We start from the raw sequence: 20643 nt of genomic DNA on the forward strand, positions 1-20643 counted from the left end.
GTGCTGAAGTCCGGCACCGGCCAGTCCAGCTTGGCCAGCCGCAGCAGGCTGTCCACCATGCCCAGCGCCTGCCGCAGGGGCTGGCCGAACAGGCACTTGATGCTCAAGCAAAACTGGATGGCTGCGTCCGAGAACGTCGGGCTGCGCCCGCGCTTGCCGTTCGGCTTGCCAAGCCACTGCATGCCTTCATCCAGCCACATCGTCAACGATCCTCGCGCCTTCAGCGCTGCGTTGTAGGCTTTCCAGTTCGTCGTGCGGTACTTGGTCCGCCTCTCGCTCTTTGCTTCCGTCACGCCTTCAGTCTACCGGTGTGGCCGGGGTGATTTGTGCAACAAAGCCACTCTGAATGCTCATGAGAGGCAGTTCTTGCCCATCTTTGTCGGTGAACATCGGCTTCAGATTCATCCCAATCGCATTTGCGGAAGATATGATTGCCCGCGTAGGCGCCATCTCAGGAGCCGGATGCAGAGGCTTGAGAAGCAAGGAATCGTTCTCGGTAGGGTTCAATTCCTTCCTTGTGCTCCATGAGGTAGAAGTTCTGGGATACCCGTGCAGTCACCGTGCCTGCAAAGGATTGCAGATACTCCATCCGCTCTATAGCGTTGGATGGTCCGCTACCGGTTGACTCATATTCTGCACGCTGCTTAAGCCAGTTCAGGCTCAGGCCTACGCAGATGGGCCTAGTCTTGAAGCCGAGAGAACGGTCATTATTCTCCTGCGAGAAGGGTGCGCGCAACATCGACCTTATCCCTGGGTGAATATAAGGCTGGCCTCCATTGCCGCGAACCAATGCCGGCAAGTTTGCCGTGCGGGGCGATGTGTTGGCTGTGTTGGGCGCTATCTTCCGGGTGGATAGATCTGCAGTGGACGACAGACGCTGAGAGGTCCGATGGGGTAATTCATTCTTCAAGGGCACGTCTGTGGTCCCCGAAGAAAAGGATGAACTGGACGTGGATTGAATTCGAACCATGGATTTCAATGCAATGAGTTTGAAGCTACGCAATGTGGCCTCGTATTCAAATTGAAGCTTGGGCGGTTCATGAATGGCCTGCTGGATTGCGAAAAATTTCATTACCTGGCGAATTTCACGAGAATCTTTTGAAAGCGCCAGAGGTTGACTTCAGGCCATCGCGCGGCACATCGACTTCGCCGAGATGGCCCGGCTGGTGGATTCGCTCATCCAACGCGGCGATGGTCGAAAAGGCGGGCGGCCTGCGTACCCCAGGGAAAAAGAAAAGCCGCCCCGGCGATGCCGGAGCGGCTTTTCAGCGGCCACAGGCCGCCGTTGCGTCAGAGATCGGCGAACTGCGCTTGGGCGACCGTGGGCAGGTTGTTCCGGATGAAGTTCTCGATCACCTTGCACGGCAAGATGAAGGGCCGCTTCGTGATCGTGCAGCTCTGGCCGCTAACCATGAATGTGCCCGCCACCGAGCCGAGCGGCGTATCCACGGAGAAGGCGCCGCCGCTGGGGCCGCCGGTAATGGTTCCGCCGTGGTCATGGATCATGGTGGCGATCTTGACGAACAGATCCTGGGAAGGGGGAACAGGATGCCATGGTTTTCCTCTCTAAAGTCAGTTGCTAATGAAGAAAGCCGGAGCCATGCAACTTCTCTGCTTCCGGCCGTAGGTGTGCCGCCGACACAGGGGCGGTGACCGGTTTGGCCGGGACCGCGTCCTGATGCGAAGGCAGGCGAATTCTGATTGCAGCCGCTGCTTAAGGCGTTTAAGCGCGTCTTTATTCTTCTGAAGAATCCTTAAATATCAGAAAGAGAGCGGCTGGGTTTCGAGAGGTTCCCCAGTGGTGCCGAAAAAACGTTAGAGTAGGCAACCAACAAATAGGAGAGGAAATACAATGCTGTATGGGATGCGAGCAATATTGGTGGGGCTTTCCTTGTGTGCAGCGGTGAGTACCGCCTCGGCACAGAGCGTAACTGTGTATACCCAGCCGAATTTCAAGGGCGAAAGCCTGCAGATTTCGGAGAACAACTGGAGTTCCGGCGGGAAGGGTACAAAGTGGAACGACAACATAAGGTCGGTCAAGGTGCCGAACGGCTGGACTGTAAAATTGTTTGAGCACGACAAAACTCGCGGAAAAGTTGTGACACTCACTGCAGATCTGGCGAAAGTTGCGGATGGTTTCGGCGTCAGCAATATCGAGATCGTCTCCAGCCCCAACCACGGCTGCTATTACCAGGACAGTAAAGACTGGTCGAAGTGGACAAAGAACGGCGGCTTTGCAAAAGATGTCAAAACCGTCGATCAGTGCGTAGCTTGGGATGGCTGCATTAAAGGTGGCGGCAACAAGTCCAATGGTGGGTGCTACGTGTACGCATCCTCACCAAAGGCGGCTGCCGATATCCTGCAGAGCAGCCGGAAGTAAAAATCTAGTCGGGAACCGCGGCGATCTGGGGTGGATCGCGGACTTGGATGCCGTTTTTCCTGGGAACGGGACTTTGTTCCACAAATCCCCGTTCCCCAACAGTTAGGTTAGGCGTAGGCTCGACTTCATCATGGATGAAGTCGGCTATCTCCCTTTCGCTCAGGCTGGCGTGGTGACGGCCGACACCAGCCGCCTGATCCGTGCGGCCCTGCATAGCCTGGACTACAGCCAGCGAACACGATGGGCATCACTTCGATGAGGTAATGGACATGCACAACACCGGGCGAGCGGTGCATACGGACAGGGCATACCCGAGCCGACAGAGGCGCCAGATGCGGAAAGTACTGGGATTCGTGGACTCGATGCAGCGCCGTGCGCACCCGGGCAAGCCCTTGAGCGAGTGCCAGGACAAGCGCAACCAGCGCATAGCAGGCAAGCGGGGATGCGTTCTTCAAGCCCGGGCACAGGTGCGCTCGCAAACGACGAAAGCCTGAGCCACCGGGGCGGCGAAACCCCGATGCACGGGGCGCAGACCGTCGGGGAGCACATCCTGGATTCAAAAGGGCTGGAATCTGACTGTTCGTATTCAGATTGGTGTCCCACCTGGGGTTGTGAGAGGTTCCCGAGGGTCTGAACAACTGGGTTTTGGTCAGAGCGGGGCAGGGGCTGCAACCCGTGTTCCGCTCGATCTAATGCACCGAAGGGCGCGAACGGCTCAGGCAGGGCCAGATTGCCCCACAGAGCCACGAGAACGGCCACAGAGGCCGCTGACACGTGCAGGAGCAGGGCGCTCATGCCCCACCCCGTTTTGCAGCTTGACGGGCCGCATTGCGGCGCTGCTGGCGTGTTTCGACCACCACAGACGCCACCAGCACTAGCGCGGTTGCCTTTGCGAACCTGCCTGCAGCATCCCGCTCTTGCTTCTCAGAACGATCCGCCCGCAAGCCAGCATCGAACTCCACACCGGAGCGCACTTGGTCCCGGCGCTGTATGCCCAACTGGTTAGGGGCGGTGCCCCGTACCCGTACAAGATTGCCGCGCCGCTGAGCCCGATTCATGACTTTCCCCCAACGGCCCGGTGCCACTGGGGCACGTTTGCCGATTCAAATTTGATAGCAACAGACCCATAGAACAATGCGGGATTCGCCCGTGCGGTCGAGATATGTGCCATTGATAAATCTAGGGCCGGCGCTTCGCGCCGCCCCCCGGCCAAGGCCGGGAGGCAGGACGCTTCGCTCACGGCCGCTGCTCGTGCCGCTCCCGCGTCCCGGCACGCGTCCCTGCGCTCCGCATCCGGCCCCCAGTGGCGCAGCCGGTGGAGCTTGTCGAACATGGCCGCGCGGCGGACAAGCAACGACCACCAGGAGCCATCGGTTCCCACGAACGAGCGGCCTTCGGGCGTCCACAGCTTGCCGCCATGGAAGCACCAGCCGGCCCATGAGTCGCCGGGCAGCTCCATGCGGTTGAGCAGTCGCAGCAGCCGGTAGGCGGCGTACGGGATGTCGTGCTTGCCGGACTGCCAGTTATGCAAAGTCCGCTCGGTGACGTGAAGAAGCTGCGCGCAGCCGGCCAGATCCAGGCCCAGGTTGCGGTACATGGCGCGGAAGCGCTGGGCAAGCTGGGCGCGGGTGTCCGGGTCGAAACGCCGGTGCCGGCCACGCTCCTTAAGTAGATACGATGTATATTATGTCAAATCACAATCCTGCAAATCCCGACTCGGCCACCAGGAAATACACGGGACGAAACTCAACATCCGAAGGTTGCGCTGGATATATTCGAAAAGCGCAGCCATCGCACCACGCAGGTGGCGCCGAACGCCCCGCGTTCATTGTTCCTCCACCGCCAAGCCTCGACCTCCGAGGCACCTTCCCATGCCCACCACCCCGATCTCGCCGACTCTGGAGCAGGCCCTTGCGGCCAGTGCCCAGGGCGCCAGCGACCAGGCCGTCGCGCTGCTGCACCAGGCCATTCAGGAAGAACCCGCCTCCGGTGTTCCGCACATGCTGCTGGGCGCGGAGTATGCCGCCGCAGGCCAGCTGGACCTTGCGGAACAGAGCTTTGCCAACGCGCTGGTGCTGGCCCCCGGCTGGACCATCGCACGCTATCAGTTGGGCCTGCTGCAATTCTCCGCGGGCCGCGCCTCGGTTGCCCTGATCACCTGGCAGCCGCTCCTCGCCCTGGGGGACGACAGCCCGCTGCCCCATTGGGTCCGCGGCTTCGCGGCGCTGGCGTCGGATGCCTTCGAGCAGGCACGCGCCTGCTTCGAGGCAGGGTTCGCACGCAACTCGGAGCACCCGCCCATGTCCGCGGACATCCGCCTGGTCCTTGCGCGAATCGATGCGTTGTCCGCCCCGTCCCCTGGCACACCGCCCCCCTCCGATGGTTCCGGAGCCGAGGCTGCGGAGATGGAATCCGCCCACGTGCTGCTGTCCAACTACCAGCAACAGGGCCCGACCCATTGACCCGCCCCTGCAATCGATGGCCAGCGATGAACATGCCGCCCGATGACACGCATTGACCCCACTGCCCGGCTGGGGGCCCTGATCAAGACCCAGATGGAAACCATGGGCCGCGCGCAGGCCGCGCCCCCCCCTCCACGCCCGCCAACCATGGCTCCAGCGCGCGAAAAGCCGGCCACCGCGAAATCGCGGGAGCAGATGCTGGCGCGGCTGAGCGGGATCGGGGCCGATGACCCAGACCGCCGCCGCAGGGCCTTCAGGATATTCCTGGAAACGACCCTGTCCGAGACATTTGGCCCTCAGCTCCAGGATGACCCGGGTTTCGGCGATCTGGTCGACCGCGTCATGGAGCAGATGCAGGAAGATCCCTCGCTGAGCCAGGCATGCGATGCCGCAGCGGATGTCCTGCTGACCCAGCCCCGCCAGAACTGAACGCCCCGCATCGCGTCATTGGCCCCGGCTGCGGGGCCGGCTTGCCCTTGAAACGCTCTCGAAGAGGCTTTCTCCATTGGCCGACTCCATACCGGCCATGAGGCGTTTCGCCAGGAGCTCGAAAGCCTCTGCGCTGGATGTCTCACCGTCGAGAATGGCCTGCGCGAAACGCCCCGACAGATTGCCGGCGTCCAGCCTCAACGCCCGCTCGGCATGCGCGCGTGCCGCGCCCTCATCCCGTACCAAGGCAGCGACGACGGCCAGGCCGCCATGGCTTTCCGCGAAATTGCGGTCCAGCGCCAAAGCCGACTCGAAGCTGTCCCGGGCTCCATCCAGGTCCTTCAAGACCACCTGCGTCCAAGCCTGGCCGTGCCAGGTGCCGATATGCCCTGGCATCGCTTTCAGCGCCTGGCGGAAGTGATCCAGTGCGGCCGACGCATCCTTGGCCAGGAGTTCGGCGAATGCAAGGGCCGACCGGGCACGGCCATCGGCGGGATTCAGGCGCAGCGCCGCAGCGGACAGCTCCCTGGCCTTGCGAGCATCGGCAGCGGCCAGCGCCAGCGACGCCTGGGTCACGAGGGCTTCAAGGGTCGGGACAACCCCGGGCGCGGCATCCAGCGCCATGGCCGACCAACGCGTGGCGTCGCCGATCTGCTCCGCGTCCAGCGCCGCCAGGCTCGCAACCCCCGCCGCCCGGGCCGACAGCCCGGCCCGCCGGTCCATGGCCTGGGCCCATTGCGTGGCCCGCACCATGTCGCCGGCACGGTGCAGCGCGCGCAGCCACAGGACATCCAGCGCGGACGATCCGGCCTCCACGTGCCCTTGCGCCTGCGCCTCCATGCGGGGCGCGAGGCGTTCGGCACACGCCGCATGGCGGCCTTGCTGGAAGTCGATGAATGCCAGGTTGTGCAGTACCGCGTCGGCGAATGCGGGCGGTTGACCGGGCAGCCCCTGCAACCCGTGCAACACCTGCTCGGCACGCGGAAAGTCCGACTGCGCCAGCCAGAAATCCGCCTCGCGCAGCGCCCAGTCCCATGCACCGGGGCGCAGGGACTGCCCATGCCGCAGATGGAATTCCGCACGATCCCAGGCCGCGCACTGCAATGCGGCGGTGAATGCTTCCGCCAGAAGCCCTTCATTGCCGGAGTCGTCGCGCAGATAAGTCTCCAGCCGGTCCAGTCGTGCCCGGATGGCGGAGGTATCGATGGATGTATCGGAAACGGTGGAAAAAGAAGTCATGGACGGTTCAACGGAAATGAAACTGTGCTGCAGCCATCGCTGCGGTCTGCACCTTGCCTGACGTCGCTTGGTCCGGCGGCGGCTACCACGCGACCTCGCAGGAAGGGCCGTGGCCCATGCCGCGGCGCAGGCTCGCAAGGGCGCTTCGGTGCAATTGTGAAATACGGCTGCGCGAGACACCCAGCATGCGGGCGATCTCTTCGAACGCAATACTCTGCAGGTAGTGGCACCGGATGACATGCCGCTCCTGCGCAGGAAGCCGGTCCGTGAGCTCACGCAGCAGCTTGCGCCAGTAGCGATCCTCGCGCTTCTGGAAGTACAGCACTTCGGGAGACGCTTCGAGCGGTGCCTCTTCGGGCACCTCGCATCCGATCATGCCCGTGTCCTCCAGCATGACCGACAGGGCGATACCGATACCGACTTCCGCCAGATACGCCAGCAAGTCCTGGGACGGGAGCCGGGCCGACAGGCTCTCGGGCGGTCCCTCCTGACCCATGGCCTGGGCCGCCTCCGCCGCTATCGCCTCCCGTCGCTCCTTGCGCAGCCGTTTTTGCAGTGCAATCTGCTGACTCTTCTCGGTGAGTTTTTCGAGCCCGTTGAGAATGGCCCCACGTATCCTGTGGCTCGCATAGGTCTTGAACTGCACGCCCTGGCCGGGGTCGTAGCGCTCTACGGCGTCCAGCAACCCCAGGCTCGCCAGCTGGAAATAGTCGGCAAACTCGACCTCACCGTGGAAGCGCCCCTTGAAGCTCACCGCCGCCAGGATCCGCGCATAGGGCAGAAAGTGCTCGACCAGCGCATCGCGGGCGGCCCTGTCCCCGGCCTCGCGCCAGCGCCGCCAGAGCATGGCCTCGGATTCAATGCATCCGGAAGCCTCCGTGAGGGAAGGCGCCACGGCGCCAGCGATCGCAGTCATCGGACACGGAGATCAGTGGAAACTGCCCACCAGGGCCTTGAGCAGCAGGCTCCACCCGTCGATCAGGATGAACATCAGTATCTTGACGGGCAAGGCGATGGTCGTGGGCGGCATCATCATCATGCCCAGTGTCATCAGTACACTGGAGACGATGAGGTCGATGAGCAGGAATGGCAGGAAGACCACGAAGCCGATCTGGAACGCCGCGCGCAGCTCCGACAGCATGAAGGCGGGAATCAGCTGGACATTGCTGATGTCGTCCATGGAACTGGGTGGCTTGGCCTTGGAGAGTTCCACCATGAGGGCCAGGTCCTGCTCGCGCGTCTGGCGAACCATGAACTCGCGCATCGGCGCCAGGCCCTTGGCAACGCCCTCTTCCATACCCATCTTGCCTGCCATGAATGGCTGGAAGGCCTCGCGATTGACCTGCTCGAACACCGGGGACATCGTGAAGAGCGTCAGGAACAGGGCCAGCCCGATCAACACGGTGTTCGGTGGCGTCTCATTCATTCCAATGGCGTGGCGCAGCATCGAAAGCACGATGATGATGCGCAGGAAGCTCGTGATGCAGACCAGCACTGCGGGCAGTACCGCCAGTACCGTGAGGCCGATCACGATGCGCAAGGCCTGCGAGGTTTCTGCGCCAGACGGCATGGGGACTTTGCCGATACCCTGCGCCCAGGCCATGCCAGTCAACCCCAGCAGCCCGGCGAGAATGGCCAGGGCGGCCACCGGGCGTCTCCACCGGGCCCGTGCGGCCTGGGGCGAGTGCTGCGGGATGGTTCGGGTCATCGCATGCCACCTTCATCGCCCGCGGGCTGCGCATCTGGGTCGGGCTGGCCCTCCGGCGGCATCTCCGACAAGAGCTGGATCGACTGCGGAGCGCAGCCGATCAGCATGCGCCGTCCGTGCCAGTGGATTTCGTGAACGCTGTGCTGGGGCGTCAAACGGGTGCTGCATACCAGCGTGACGCGTTGCCCCGAATGCCGCTGCATGCGGCCGATCCATTGCCCCAGGGGGCCGGACATCGCCTTGCGGGGCGATGCAACCCTACCGGCGCGGTGCTTGCGCCACACCACGGCCAGCAGCACGAGCAGCAGTGCGAAAACCCCCATCCATGCCAACTCCTCGGCCGGCACGGGCGCGGAGCCTTCGGGCTCGCGCCGCAGTGGAATGGATTCAGGCAAGGCCATGGTCATGGCGCAGCCCGGGGCATCAGGCCCAGGGGGGTCGGCAGTTCCGTCAAACGCACGGCAAAACGGTCACCCACGGCAACGAGCTGCCCACGAGCGACCACCTGCCCCTCCAGCACCAGATCGACCGGTTGCTCCACACCCCGGTCAAGAACCAGCACCTGCTGGGCCTGGGCTGAAAGCAGTTCGCCCACCGTCAGCGTGGCCGTGCCGACATGGACCTGCAGCGTGGTCTTCACCCGGTGCAAAGGATTCAGGCTGGGCACCAAGGGAGTACCTGCGCCGTGCTGCGATGCCCCTGGGGGGGGAAGCTCCGCCAGTTCGATGCGCTGGATCTGGGGTGGCGTTGCCGCCGGGGAAGCCGCATCCCGGGCTTCCGGATTCACGTCGCGAGAAGGCATAAGAAGAATTCAGAAAAATTTTCAGGAAAGAGGGAGAAGCTCGATCGCCACCTGCCCACGGCACTGGCCGAGCCAACTGGCGCAGACCGGCACGCCGGTTTCACCATCCGGCGGCCCGCCGAGGTGTAGCAGCGCAGGCTCATCCAGGCGGTGCTCCAGCGTGATCACATCACCGATCGCCAGCATCTGCAGTTGCCCGAGGCTCAAGGCAACAGGCTGCAGCTCGACCCTCACCGCAAGGCCGTGGCGATCCAGCGCACCGGCCAATGGCACCAAGGGCGGCCAGTCCCCCGCAGGGGGGGTGACATCCGAATGCCGGGGGAGGCCATGAAGGGACAGGACAGCGGCAACGGCCTTCGCATCGAGATGCCAGCCCCAAGCCTGCGCGCCCCAGGGAAACACGACGCGCAAGGCCCCGGACCACGGTGCAGGAGCACTTTCGCCTGGCACGGAATCATTGGAGAGCGATTGCGCCACGCGGAGCAGGCGCTGCTGCCAGGACTCCCAGGCCTGCATGCAGAGTTGCTCGGCCATGTCGCCGCCCTCTCCCGCATGGACCCGGCCTCCCGGCTCGCCGAACATCCATGAATAAAGCGCCTGCCGCGCGGCAGGCTCATCCAGTGCACCATCCACCACACCGTCGTCCGCCACGCGGATTTCCGGGTCTCCGGCCAGAGAAAGCCCCCAGTCCGCGCGCCAGCCATCGTAGAGCGCCTGGAGTGCATCCCGCACCCCAGCACGCTCTGCACCGCTCCAGACACGCAAAGCGCGGGCCTGAAGGTGGGAGTCCTCCAGGGACAGCAATCCGCCCTCCCCGCCCCGGCCATTCATCTGCGACACCATGGCTATCGGCTCTTCATCGAGAAAAGCTCCTGCAGCATCTCGTTGGCAGTGGAAATGACCTGGGAGCTGGCCTGATAGCCCCGCTGCATGATCACGAGATCGCTGAACTCCTGGGACAGGTCGACGTTCGAGATTTCCACGTATCCGGAGCGCACCGACCCGAAGGAGCCTCCGGCCACCCCGGTGTGCCAGGCGTTTCCGTCCAGCACCTCGAACTCGTTGTTGCCCACGGCGCCCACGGCATCCGTGGTATCGAAGCGCCCCAAGGACAGGCGCGAGCCTTTCACGGTCTGCCCGTTCGCGTAGGTGAGGACCAGCGTTCCGGTGGAGTCGAAGGACGCACTGCTCAATTCGGCGGCCGCGAAGCCATCCTGCGATGCGAATGCCAGCGTGGACAGGCTTCCAGACGCAAAGGATGTGACATCCGCGCTGAAATCCAGCGTGAGCGGGACCGCGGCCTGCCCCGCCGGGGTGTAGGTGAAGGAAAGCTTTGCCGTCGCGGCGGTGGGCTTGCCGTCCTGGAAGATCAACTGCTGCGTCCCGACCGTCGTGGTGCCGTCCAGCAATTCGACCTGCCAGCTGCCCGGAGTGGTGGAATTGGTGTTGGTCAACTTGGCCGTCAGCAGATGCTCGCCGCCCGCCGCATCGAACACCCGCACGCCGCTCACCGACTGCTCCGTTCCACCGCTGGAGAGGTTACCCGTGAATTTGACGACCGCAGTGGCTTTGCCCGCGCTGGTCTTGAGATTGGCGATGCTGATCTCCGAGAGCGCTCCGTCCGCCCCGATGCCCATCACCTTCGCACCGTTGCCCTGGCTCACCAGGACACCATCGCTGTTGAACTGGAACTGGCCCGCACGGGTGTAGCGGATGCGGTCGCCCTCGCCTTTGAGCGTGAAAAGCCCCTGCCCGTCGATGGCCAGATCCAGCCCGTTTCCCGTCTGGCGCAGTTCCCCGGACTTGAAGGACATCATCGTGCCCGTGGTGCTGACCCCATAGCCCAGTTGGCCGAACTGGCGGCCGGAATAGCTGCCGCCGTCATAGAACGCATCGGCAAAGCGCAGGGAAGAACTTTTGAAGCCCGGGGTATTGAGGTTGGTCGTGTTGTTGGCGATGACCCGCAGGCCGCGGGAAAAACTGGACAGGCCGGTCATGCCGACGTAGATGGACTCGATCATGGGTATTCCTGTGGGCGCGCCGGCTTCAGCGCACGGCGGTGATCTGGCTCAGGCCAATGTTCTGCAGGGTGGCGCCAGCGCTGGTTCGCAAAGTGATGAGGGGGGAGTCGCCCGCCAGCGACAGCGAGATGACTGTTCCCGTCAACGCGCCGCTGGTGGAGTTGACGTCCACCGTGCGGCCGATAAGGCCGACCGACTGCAACGCGGCCTGGTTGCCGATCAGAGTGGTGATCTTGTCGTTGAGCTGCTGGGTTTGCTCCAGGCTCGTGAACTGCGCCATCTGGGCCATGAACTGCTGGTTGTCCATCGGCTTCATCGGATCCTGGTAGGTCAGCTGGGTCAGGAGGATTTTCATGAAATCCTCCTGACCCAGCCCGTTGGCTCGCAAATTGGTCGTCGTGCTGCTGATGCCACTGATGCTCATGAAATCTCCGATCGGGAGGAAAGAGAAAAAAGATGGGGAAATCTCTGGCCGGCCGCCTGCCGGGCGAGAACATCCTCGAACGGGTTGCCACCCCGCAATGCGGTGGACGATGGCTGCGCCGCATCGAAAACCACCCTGCCGTTGCAGACCACCCGGCTCAGCCTCTGCCCTTGCTCGCGCAAGGTGCGCTGCAAGGACTGGACGACGGCATATGCCTGAAGCCCTACCTGCTGGGCGGTTCCATCCATCCCCAGCCAAAGGTTCAGCCCCGCATCCATCCACTGGGCATGCACGCGCGTGCCGGTTTCCACACCCGTGGAGGAGTCTCGCAATCCACCGGCAATGCGACCGGCTGCAGTGCGCGACACCGGATCCGCGGATTCATCGTGCGCCTGCGCTGGCGATGAGGCCCGCATGAACGAGGCCTCAGCCCCCGATACCTCGGGCGACTCTATGGGCGTTCCGGGCTTCAGCGCCAGATCCAGCGTCGGCAGCCATGCAGCCTGAGACGCCGGCACATGCCAAGAAACGGCTGCAGCGGACCGCCCTGCCTCGGCAGGCATCGCGATGGGCACGGATGGATGCTGTCCCCCCTCCGATGCGATGCTGTTTGGATATCGACCGTCCGACAAGCTGGCCACAGCGTGGATAGGTACCGTGGGCGCCGGGCCCTGCTCCACGCCTCCGGAACCCATGGGGCTCTCGCTCTGGTGCGGAGCTTCGACAGGGTCGGAAGGCATCGGAGACGCCCTGCCAACCCGGTCCACCTCCATGAAAGGGCTGGGCCGCGGCTCCGGCCGGGCAATGCTCTCCGAGCGCAGCGCGAGCCGGGTGGACACCGAGGATGGTGCGCCGGCAAATCGCTCATGGGCAGAAGCATCGGCTCCAGGCCATCGCCGGAGATCCGCCGACACCGTGCCTTGTCCGTGCAGGGGCGGCACCAGATCGGAGGCTGCACCCGCCGAGAAAGGCTGGAACCAGCCCGTCAACTGGGCGCGCTCCATCTCCCTGAGCCAGGCCTGGCGCGCGCGCGCAGGCTCGCCCGAGCCACCACCGTCCGCAGATGGGCCTCCAGCGGTCTCGCGGGAATTCTGTGGACGCGCTGGCATGGAAAAGTTGCCGAGTCGCGACGCATCGAGCATCGTCATGGCGCACTCCCTGAGCGAACCGAACGCATGCACACCCGCCCGATCCAGTCGCGGTCCGCCTCCGCGGCGGCGAGCCGCAGGGCTTCCTGCACATAGTGCTGCATGGCATCCGAGCGATGCTCCAGCAAGCCATCGATGGCCCGCTGTTGCGCCAGGCACTCTCCTTGCAGCTGGACCCGCTGATCGCACAACGCCTCGATTTCCCGATCCTGCACGTCCATCTGGCGGCGCATATCGGCCAGATAGGCCAACCCCTGCAAATGCGCGCGAGGATCGGGGCGCGCATGCACGTTGCGCTGCAGATGCGCCGCTTGTGCCTGGAATGCGGCATCCGCAGAGCGCCGCTCCTCCTGCGCCATGGCAATCGCATGCTGCAGCTTCACGAGCAGCCCTTCCAGGCGCTCCATCTGCCACTCCTGCTTGCGCAGATAAGGGGCCAGCGCATAAGAGAAGCCACGCATGTCCACCAATGCGCCCTGTGCAGACGTCCGGGTCATTTCAGGCCTTTCCCGGGGAGCGCCACGGCCCCGCCCATCGAGAAACTGAACTTGGTGGAAGGGGCGAGCGCCGCCTTGGCCGCTGCGGGCGCAGGCACAGGCACAGGCACAGGCACAGGCACAGGCACAGGCGCTGGGCGATCTGGCCACAGCAGCGCCCGCAGATCGCGCATGGCATCGGCGCGTGCCACGCCGCCGTCCCGCTGCAGCAGCCACTGCCGCAAGCCGGGCGCCAGCTGCAGGGCCCGGTCGAGATCGGGGTTCGTGCCTTTTTCATAGGCTCCGATGTCCACCAGTTGCCGGTTGCGATCCAACAGTGCGAGATACCGGATGGCATCGGAGATCAGCTCCTGCTCATCCCGGTTGGTCAGATCGGGCAGCAGACGGCTGGCGCTGCGCAGCACGTCGATGGCCGGGTATTGCCCTTCATGCGCAATATGCCGCGACAACACCACGTGGCCATCCAGGATGGAACGCAAGCTGTCCGCGATGGGTTCATTCATGTCGTCGCCTTCCACCAGGACGGTCAGCAGCGCCGTGATGGAACCTCCGGAAGGCGCGGTCCCGCACCGCTCGCAAAGCTGCGGCAGCTCCGCAAAGACGGATGGCGTGTAGCCGCGCGCAGTGGGCGGCTCGCCCGCCGCCAATCCGACCTCGCGGCGCGCCATCGCGAGCCGGGTGACGGAATCCATGGTGAGCAGCACCTGCTGGCCCGCATCGCGAAAATACTCCGCGATCGTGACCGCCGCATGCGCCGCACGGATGCGCGCCAGGGCCGGTTGATCGGATGTCGCGACCACCACCACGGACCGCTTCAGGCCTTCGGCGCCCAGTTGTTTGTCGATGAATTCGCGAACCTCCCGCCCCCGTTCGCCAATCAGCGCGATGACATTGACATCGGCGCTGACATGCCGCGCGATCATGCCCAGCAGCGTGCTTTTACCCACGCCACTACCGGCGAAGATGCCGACCCGCTGCCCCTGCCCCATGGTCAGCAGCCCGTCGAGGCAGCGCACCCCCGTCTGCAGCACGTGCTGGATGCGCGGACGCTGCATGGGGTTGATCGGGATGGCATGCAAAGGCCGCTGCACGGGTGCCACGGGATCGGGGCGCTGGTCCAAGGCGTGCCCGAAACCATCGATCACCCGCCCCAGCAAAGCAGGCCCGACCCCGAAAGTCGATTGGCGCCCCAGCGCGATCACCTCGGCTCCTGCTGCCACGCCATGCATGCTGCCGTAGGGCATGAGCGTGACCGCATCGCCACGCAAGCCCACGACTTCGGCCAGCACGCCGCGGGCCTTGTCTCCAGGGGGTGCCGAGGCCCTGCCACGCCCACGGCCGCGAGGCAGGATGCGGCACAACTCGCCCACCGTGGCATCCGGCCCCTGCGCCTCGATCGTCAGTCCCTGCATCTGCCGCACCCATCCGATGCGCCGCGAGAGCTCCACCTGGCGGAGCGTGCTGCGGTAGTCGTCCAGGATGCCGGACATGTCCCATGGCAAGACGTTCACGAACCGGCCTCCCCCGAAGTCGGTCGCCGTTGCGCCTGCCTGCGCGCCTCCCGCGTCTGCACCAGACTGCTCTTCAGCGCTTCCAGCTGGACATCGAGGCGGGCGTCAAGCGCTCCTTCTCCGGCGCGCAGCAGACACCCCCCCAGCACGACATCCGGGTCCGCGACCCACCGCAACGATTGGCGATCGGCCTGGAAACCGGCGGCGGAGAGCATCTGCGCGACCGCCACATCGGCCTGCATCTGCACCAGGTCTTCGGGGTGCACGTGCACGCTCAGCGGATGGGATCCATGCCAGTTCTGAAGCGTACGCTGCAGGATGGCCCTCATCCCTTCCAGAGTGGCGGCGTGATCGCCCAGAATCCGGCACACGGTTTCGAAAATCAGGGCCAGCATGTCATCTTCTGCGCTCTGGAAATGACGCTCCCAGGCTTCAGGCAACTGTTTGAGCAGGCGTTGCAACACCTCGCGTTGCTGGGCAGCCTGCTGTTGCATGTCCTGGACCTTGCTCTGCTGCTCCTCTTGCGTGCGCTGCATGCGTGCGAGCGACTGCTTGACCTGCTCCTGGGCTATCGCGTGCGCCCTCTTCTCGGTTTCTTCGCTGGCAACACGCATGGCAGCCTGAAAGCCCTCGTCGTATCCGACGCCCCGTCCCTTCTCGAACCACAGGGCTTCGTATTCACCGCCCCCCTGCGAGGGCTCGTCGGGAGAAGCCGCTCGCGGCGACCCGGATACCGCAGGCTGATTTGCCGGAGCAGCTTCCACGGGGCTATCCGTGCCTGCCGGAACATTGCCTGAGGCCTTCTCCTGGACGGCTTCACCCAGAGCCGGCGTCCCCCCGCGGGGCTTCCCGACCGTCAGTATCTGGGTATGCCAGGACGCATCCCGAAGGATCAGCGCCTCCCGGTTCATAAGGCCACCTTGCGCCACAGGCGCGCCGGGAGACCAGCCCACCGAGACCACCGCTGCATGGCCCCCACCGTCCCCGTCTCGACTTGCGCGCGTCCCTGACGGCCGCTGCGGGCCGATTCGCAGCACCGGCGCATGCAGCCCATCAAAGCCAGGGCCAACGCGTTATCCATGTCCGCACAGGGCATTGTTTCGGACATGGACTCCAGCGCATCCCCGACACGGCGGCGCTGCAGATGCGGGAGCTGCTCCAGGAGTGCATGCCGCCAGGGCCATGGGCGAAGGCGCAATGCATGGGCGACCATCCGGACCGGTTGGCTCCGCCAGGCCAGCGCCAGGGCCTCCACGTCGCCTGCATCGATGGCCATCAGAAAGTCCGGATCCATCCAGCTCCCCGGGGCAGCATCGCGTTCCGGCACGGTCGTAGCCGAAAGCACCTCCCGCACGGCATCAGGGTCCGGTGATATCCCCAACTCATGGAGTTCGGCCAACAACGCGCGCAACTCGTGCTGCTGGTGCTGCGGCATTCGGTCCAGCACCCAGGATCGATCTGCAGGAGTCATTGCATGCAGCAGCAAGGCAGCCTTCCGGGGCTCCATCGCTACGGAATCCGCCGCGAGATCGGAGAACATCATGGCCGCGCCCCATCAGTCCCCGAGCCCGCCCCACCATCGGCCGGCTGCGATCGCGAAGGCTGCCCGACTCCGCCGTGCATCCATTCACGCACTTTCCGCAATGCGGCTTCCCGGTCTGCATCGTTCAGCGCTGCCGCCGGTCGGAGTCCCGCACGGTCTTTCCGCCGGGCTGTGGCATGAAAAGCCCAGGCGCCCAGCACCAGAATGACGACCACCGCGCCCAGCAGCTGCACAAGGATGCCGGACAGGTCCGTTTTGCCGGCCCCGGCCGGATGGAATGCCGCGCCGCCCGTTTCACCGGATCGCGCCGGGAGAATATCCACCGCCTGGCCGGCTGCGGCCATGCCACCGGTCGCCGCTGAGGACGCGTCGGGCGCCAGGGCCTGGAGGGACTGCACCACCACGACATCTCCGCGGTCCGCATTCGTGCCCACCGCGGCCGCCAGGACGCGGCGCAGCTTGTCTTCCTGCGCGGCATCGAGCGGTTGCCGGATCACTGCAACGACCTGGATCCTGCGGATCGCCCCCGCCTGGCTCACGATTTGCTCCACGCGGCGACCGACCTGGTAATCCACCTCGCGCTGGGTACTCACCCCTCCGCCCGCCGAGCGGGCTGCATCCAGAGGCGCCTGGCCCCCATCGCGGACGGACTCGCGCTCCTTGACGATCACACCCCTGCTGTCCGCCGCGCGCGAAGGCCCGGGGATCACGTCTTCCGTGGTGATGCGCACCTGGTCCATGTTGAGCGTGACATCCACGCTTGCCAGGGCCTGTCCCGGGCCGAAAGCCCGGTCCAGCACCGCAGTGGCCTTTCGGACCAGCTGGGCCTCCGTTTCCTTCTTTAGCTCAAGCCGTCCTGAACCTGCAGCACTGCTGGATGCCGTGTCGCCCGCCTCTTCAGCGGGACGGCTCAGCGCCACGCCCTGTTTGTCGACCACGGTCACGTCCTGCGCCGTCATGTTGGGCGTCGCCGCCGCGACCAGCCGCTGGATACCGCTCACCTGCTCGGGGCGCAGCGACTGCCCTTCCCTCAGCGTCAATGTGATGGCGGCCTTTGGTCGAGCCTGGGCCTGCTTGAACAACCCTTGCTCCGGCAACGCGAGGTGGACGCGCACATCACGGATCTCCGAGAGGGACAGGATCGTGCGAGTCAATTCACCCTGCAATGCACGCTGGTAGTTGATCTTCTGCGCGAACTCGGTCATGCCGAAGTCCGTGTTGTTGAAGAGCTCGAAACCCACGGCCCCCTGCAGAGGCATGTCCTGGCGCATCAGCTTGAGCCGGGTGGCATGCACCTGGGACTTGTCCACGAGGATGGCGCCGTGCGACTCATCGAACTGATAGGGAATCTTCAGCTTCTCCAGCTCGGCGGTCATGGCTGCGGCGTCCTGCGGCTTCAGATCAGCGAAAAGAACCTGATAGTCGGCCCGCAGCAGCCACCAGGCGAGCGCCACCGTCATGAGGACGATGGCGATAAGGCCGGCGATCAATCCGGTGCGTGCGGAGCGGCCCAGGCCCTCCCAGAATGCAATCATGGTGCAGTGCCCCCGAGGCCTAGGGTGTCATGAGTTGGCGATACGGACATGGCTACACCTGCATCCTCATGACGTCCTGGTAGGCTTCCAGCAACCGGCTTCGAACCTGCATCATCAACTGGAACGAGAGCCGGCTTTCCTCCAGCCGGATCATGACCTGGTGCAGGTTCTGCACGTTGCCGGTCGCCAGTTGCTGCAAGTCCGTCTGGCTCGTCAGCAACTGGTCATTGACGTTCCGCAACCCCTGGGTGACCAGATCGGAGAAGCCAGCTCCCTGCACCCCGCCCGAGGCCGCTGGCGCGGCTTTCTCCAACGGGAGGAGCTGAGGCTCGGCAATAGGCGCGGAAGCGTAAGACGCCACGCTGGGCAAGGCTTCGGCACTCATGCATTGCCCCCGATCTCCAGCGCCTTGAGCGCCATGTTGCGCGAGGTGTTCATCGCGGCGACGTTGGCTTCATAGGACCGCATGGCCCCCATCAAAGTCACCATCTCGGTTGCCGTATCGACGCCCGCATAGGCGACAAAGCCACGTGCATTGGCCATGGGATGGCCAGGCTCGTACACCATGCGCGGGCCCTGCTGCACAGGCTCAAGCGACACGGAATGGCGCGCCTCCAGGCCTTGCGCCACGGCATCGCCGAAAGAAGTCCGAGCAACCACCCGCAGCGGCTGGTACAGCTTGCCATCCGGGCCCGCCACGGTATTTGCGTTGGCAAGGTTCAACGATGCCACTTCGACACGGGTGCGCTCCAGAGTCATGCCGCTGGCACTGATGGCGAAAGCTCGTGAGTAGTCCATGGAATATGCGCTCCTGAATTCAACGCTTGCCGTCGGAAACGGCGGAGGAAAGAATGGCCATGTGCCGGGAAAGCCCCTTGAGGAGCGCCTGGTAGTGCACTGCGTTCTGCGCCATCTGGGCCACTTCGGAGTCCAGTTGCACGCCCAGCGGCACCCCAGCCGACGTCAGTGCCGGCTCCAGGCGGAACCCCTCCTGGGAGAGCGCCGTGATCTGGCTTTCCGACAGGCGATGGCCTTGCGCCAGCTGTCGGCGCGCCTCATCCATCTGAGCGGAAAAACTCAGCTTCATCGGAACGAAGCCTTCCGTTCCGGCATTGGCGATATTGTGGGCAATGGCCTGATGGCGCAACGACGCAGCGTCGAGCGCGAGGGCCAAGCTTGCCTGGGTGATCGCTTCGATTCCTTCGGTCATGGGGAAAATCTCTTCTATGCGGACTATTGAATGACGAGTTCTGCGTGCAGCGCGCCCGCGGCCTTGACGGCACGCAGGATGGAAATGATGTCCCGCGTATTGGTCTTCAGGCGGGCCAGCGACTGCACCAGATCCGCGACCGTGGTGCCTCCCGTGACGAACCCCGGCCCGTTCCTCTCGTCCACGTCGATACGGGTATTGGTAACCAGTGCAGTGCGCACGCCATCGCCAGCCTCGCCGATGAACGTGGGCTGCGAGGCGGTGGTCTCGCTGCGGATGGAAAGCTTCAGATCGCCGTGGGAGATCGCCACCTTGGAAATACGCACATCCCCCCCTGAAACCACCGTGCCCGTGCGCTCGTTGATCACCACTTTCGCCCTGCGATCCGGCTCCACGGTGATGGACTCCAGGGCCGCGACGAAGGCCACGAATTGGCGTCTCTGCCCCTCCGGCACGGTCAATTCGATGCCCGACGCATCGCGCGCCTGCGCCAGTCCGATACCGAACTTCCGGTTGATGGCTTCGGCCACGCGGTTCGCCGTCGTGTAATCGGGATCGTGCAGAACGAAGGTCATCTGGTTGTTCTCGGACACTACCTGCGCCGTCACCCCCACTTCCACGGTTGCGCCACCGGGGATGGAGCCCACCGTGGGATGGTTCTTCTGCACCACGTTGCCGTTGGCGTCATAGCGGTAGCCCCCCACCGAGAGGGGCCCTTGCGCCAGCGCGTAGACACGGCCGTTGGCGGCCTTGAGCGGGGTCAGCACAAGACTCCCGCCCACGAGGCTGCGGGCATCACCTGCCGACGTCACGGTCACGTCAAGCGTGTCGCCCTCGCGCGAAAACGGCGACAGCGCGGCACTCACCATTACGACGGCCACATTGCGGCTCTGAATCTGCTCAGGCCCGATGTTGAGATTGAACTGCGACATCGCGTTGGACAACGCTTGGCGCGTACTTCGGTTGGAAGGCGAGTCCCCGGTGCCCGCAAGGCCGGTGACGATTCCCGTCCCCACCAACGCGTTCTCACGCCAACCCTGCAGCTTCCCCAGGTCCTTGACCCGAACGCTTTCAGCCATCGCCGACCCTGGCGCACCCATCGTCAGGGTCCATGCGGCAACCATCAGGATGCCCATCCACGTGTTGAGGATTCGCACCATTCTCAGAGCCCCATGGCATCCAGCAGGCCACGCCACCAGGGACGGCGGCTGCGCTCGGCGATATCCCCTTCGCCGACATAACTGATCCGGGCATCCGCCAGTCGGGTGGACAGGACGACATTGCCATCCGAGATGTCCAGCGGACGCACACGGCCTTCCAGCGTTACCTTCTGCGGCTCCTGATTCACGGTGAGCGACTGCTCTCCGGCAACCCGAAGATCCCCATTGGGCAAGATCTCTCTCACGGACACCGTGAGCGTCGCCAGTACGCGATTGGTGCGCTGCGTCCGCCCTCCTCCGTCGAAATCACCATTGACCCCGATACCGGTCTGGGCCACCGCGCCACTGCGATGCCCCAGCTCGGCGGAGAGTCCATTGCGCCGGCGTGTCCCCGTGTCGGCGCTGGTCGTCGCGCTGGAGTTCTCGAACACCTGCACCGTCAGCACATCCCCTACCCGGAAAGCCCGGTTATCGGCCGTCAGCGGCCTGAACGTCTGCTCATTGTAGAGGCTCTCCGCACGCGGCATGCCTGCCTGTACAAGCAAGGTCATGCAGATGGCTGCGGCCCACGCTG

General features: G+C 64.5%; 26 protein-coding genes. 3 read left to right on the forward strand and 23 right to left on the reverse strand.

Features of this window, described 5'->3' with window-relative positions; all coding sequences use genetic code 11:
• The 3 genes from AX018_RS21165 to AX018_RS21175 form a co-directional block, all read right to left on the reverse strand.
• Positions 1-293 (reverse strand): transposase (locus tag AX018_RS21165; protein ID WP_211322498.1); only part of this gene is annotated, 293 nt, incomplete at its 3' end.
• 158 nt (positions 294-451) lie between these two features.
• A complete protein-coding gene (locus tag AX018_RS24945; protein WP_146749387.1) occupies positions 452-1072 on the reverse strand; it encodes a hypothetical protein in 621 nt (206 codons plus the stop codon).
• 218 nt (positions 1073-1290) lie between these two features.
• Positions 1291-1506: a hypothetical protein gene (locus AX018_RS21175; protein WP_245951754.1), complete on the reverse strand. Its 216-nt coding sequence runs from the start codon at positions 1504-1506 to the stop codon at positions 1291-1293.
• Positions 1507-1852: 346 nt separating this feature from the next.
• Here AX018_RS21175 and AX018_RS21180 point away from each other — a divergent pair, with 346 nt between their 5' ends.
• Positions 1853-2380: a beta/gamma crystallin domain-containing protein gene (locus AX018_RS21180; protein WP_111881514.1), complete on the forward strand. Its 528-nt coding sequence runs from the start codon at positions 1853-1855 to the stop codon at positions 2378-2380.
• 1054 nt (positions 2381-3434) lie between these two features.
• Here AX018_RS21180 and AX018_RS21190 read toward each other — a convergent pair.
• Positions 3435-3977: a VC1465 family Xer recombination activation factor gene (locus AX018_RS21190; RefSeq protein WP_111881516.1), complete on the reverse strand. Its 543-nt coding sequence runs from the start codon at positions 3975-3977 to the stop codon at positions 3435-3437.
• A gap of 274 nt (positions 3978-4251) precedes the next feature.
• On the opposite strand from AX018_RS21190, the gene AX018_RS21195 reads away from it, so the two are divergent.
• Both AX018_RS21195 and AX018_RS21200 read left to right on the forward strand, forming a co-directional pair.
• Entirely contained in the window at positions 4252-4842 is a 591-nt protein-coding gene (locus tag AX018_RS21195) for a tetratricopeptide repeat protein (protein WP_111881519.1), read from the forward strand.
• A gap of 42 nt (positions 4843-4884) precedes the next feature.
• Complete coding sequence (locus tag AX018_RS21200) at positions 4885-5271, forward strand: hypothetical protein (protein WP_111881521.1); 387 nt, start codon at positions 4885-4887, stop codon at positions 5269-5271.
• A gap of 15 nt (positions 5272-5286) precedes the next feature.
• On the opposite strand, the gene AX018_RS25325 is transcribed toward AX018_RS21200, so the two are convergent.
• The 19 genes from AX018_RS25325 to AX018_RS21300 all read right to left on the reverse strand — a co-directional run bounded on the left by AX018_RS25325 (position 5287) and on the right by AX018_RS21300 (position 20620).
• Positions 5287-6648, reverse strand: coding sequence for a tetratricopeptide repeat protein (locus AX018_RS25325; RefSeq protein ID WP_170146313.1), 1362 nt, complete (start codon positions 6646-6648; stop codon positions 5287-5289).
• A complete protein-coding gene (locus AX018_RS21215) occupies positions 6593-7426 on the reverse strand; it encodes a sigma-70 family RNA polymerase sigma factor (protein WP_111881529.1) in 834 nt (277 codons plus the stop codon). Before AX018_RS21215 ends, AX018_RS25325 begins: the two co-directional genes overlap by 56 nt.
• Before the next feature lie 12 nt (positions 7427-7438).
• On the reverse strand, positions 7439-8158 hold the full coding sequence (gene fliP / locus AX018_RS21220; RefSeq protein WP_245951756.1) for a flagellar type III secretion system pore protein FliP: 720 nt from the start codon (positions 8156-8158) through the stop codon (positions 7439-7441).
• A gap of 56 nt (positions 8159-8214) precedes the next feature.
• Positions 8215-8619: a flagellar biosynthetic protein FliO gene (locus AX018_RS21225; protein ID WP_211322499.1), complete on the reverse strand. Its 405-nt coding sequence runs from the start codon at positions 8617-8619 to the stop codon at positions 8215-8217.
• Between the two features lie 2 nt (positions 8620-8621).
• Entirely contained in the window at positions 8622-9020 is a 399-nt protein-coding gene (locus AX018_RS21230) for a FliM/FliN family flagellar motor switch protein (RefSeq protein WP_111881537.1), read from the reverse strand.
• Positions 9021-9041: 21 nt separating this feature from the next.
• The gene (locus AX018_RS21235; RefSeq protein WP_111881540.1) at positions 9042-9863 is read right to left on the reverse strand and encodes a FliM/FliN family flagellar motor C-terminal domain-containing protein; all 822 of its coding nucleotides are present in this window, start codon (positions 9861-9863) and stop codon (positions 9042-9044) included.
• 2 nt (positions 9864-9865) lie between these two features.
• Positions 9866-11041 (reverse strand): flagellar hook protein FlgE, encoded by a 1176-nt coding sequence (locus tag AX018_RS21240; RefSeq protein ID WP_111881542.1) that lies wholly within the window; start codon positions 11039-11041, stop codon positions 9866-9868.
• A gap of 25 nt (positions 11042-11066) precedes the next feature.
• Positions 11067-11465 (reverse strand): flagellar hook assembly protein FlgD, encoded by a 399-nt coding sequence (locus AX018_RS21245; protein ID WP_111881545.1) that lies wholly within the window; start codon positions 11463-11465, stop codon positions 11067-11069.
• Positions 11462-12613, reverse strand: coding sequence for a hypothetical protein (locus AX018_RS24950; protein WP_146749388.1), 1152 nt, complete (start codon positions 12611-12613; stop codon positions 11462-11464). Before AX018_RS24950 ends, AX018_RS21245 begins: the two co-directional genes overlap by 4 nt.
• The gene (locus AX018_RS21255) at positions 12610-13110 is read right to left on the reverse strand and encodes a hypothetical protein (RefSeq protein ID WP_146749389.1); all 501 of its coding nucleotides are present in this window, start codon (positions 13108-13110) and stop codon (positions 12610-12612) included. Before AX018_RS21255 ends, AX018_RS24950 begins: the two co-directional genes overlap by 4 nt.
• Positions 13107-14600 (reverse strand): FliI/YscN family ATPase, encoded by a 1494-nt coding sequence (locus tag AX018_RS21260; protein WP_111881552.1) that lies wholly within the window; start codon positions 14598-14600, stop codon positions 13107-13109. Before AX018_RS21260 ends, AX018_RS21255 begins: the two co-directional genes overlap by 4 nt.
• A 17-nt stretch (positions 14601-14617) precedes the next feature.
• Positions 14618-15385, reverse strand: coding sequence for a FliH/SctL family protein (locus AX018_RS21265; RefSeq protein ID WP_170146314.1), 768 nt, complete (start codon positions 15383-15385; stop codon positions 14618-14620).
• A gap of 143 nt (positions 15386-15528) precedes the next feature.
• Positions 15529-16164, reverse strand: coding sequence for a hypothetical protein (locus AX018_RS21270; RefSeq protein WP_111881557.1), 636 nt, complete (start codon positions 16162-16164; stop codon positions 15529-15531).
• A complete protein-coding gene (fliF, locus tag AX018_RS21275) occupies positions 16161-17699 on the reverse strand; it encodes a flagellar basal-body MS-ring/collar protein FliF (protein ID WP_170146315.1) in 1539 nt (512 codons plus the stop codon). The genes AX018_RS21270 and fliF overlap by 4 nt, the downstream gene beginning before the upstream one ends.
• A gap of 52 nt (positions 17700-17751) precedes the next feature.
• Positions 17752-18084 carry a flagellar hook-basal body complex protein FliE gene (fliE, locus tag AX018_RS21280; RefSeq protein ID WP_111881560.1) on the reverse strand — a complete coding sequence of 111 codons (333 nt, stop codon included), beginning with the start codon at positions 18082-18084 and terminating at the stop codon, positions 17752-17754.
• Positions 18081-18497, reverse strand: a complete 417-nt coding sequence (flgC, locus tag AX018_RS21285; protein ID WP_111881562.1) for a flagellar basal body rod protein FlgC — start codon at positions 18495-18497, stop codon at positions 18081-18083. Before flgC ends, fliE begins: the two co-directional genes overlap by 4 nt.
• Positions 18498-18516: 19 nt before the next feature.
• Positions 18517-18909, reverse strand: coding sequence for a flagellar basal body rod protein FlgB (locus AX018_RS21290; protein ID WP_111881565.1), 393 nt, complete (start codon positions 18907-18909; stop codon positions 18517-18519).
• A gap of 23 nt (positions 18910-18932) precedes the next feature.
• On the reverse strand, positions 18933-20045 hold the full coding sequence (locus AX018_RS21295) for a flagellar basal body P-ring protein FlgI (RefSeq protein ID WP_245951758.1): 1113 nt from the start codon (positions 20043-20045) through the stop codon (positions 18933-18935).
• Positions 20046-20071: 26 nt separating this feature from the next.
• Positions 20072-20620: a flagellar basal body L-ring protein FlgH gene (locus tag AX018_RS21300; protein ID WP_111881570.1), complete on the reverse strand. Its 549-nt coding sequence runs from the start codon at positions 20618-20620 to the stop codon at positions 20072-20074.
• Positions 20621-20643: the final 23 nt, after the last annotated feature.

The organism is Paracidovorax anthurii (assembly GCF_003269065.1).
In the GTDB taxonomy this organism is placed as follows: domain Bacteria; phylum Pseudomonadota; class Gammaproteobacteria; order Burkholderiales; family Burkholderiaceae_C; genus Paracidovorax; species Paracidovorax anthurii.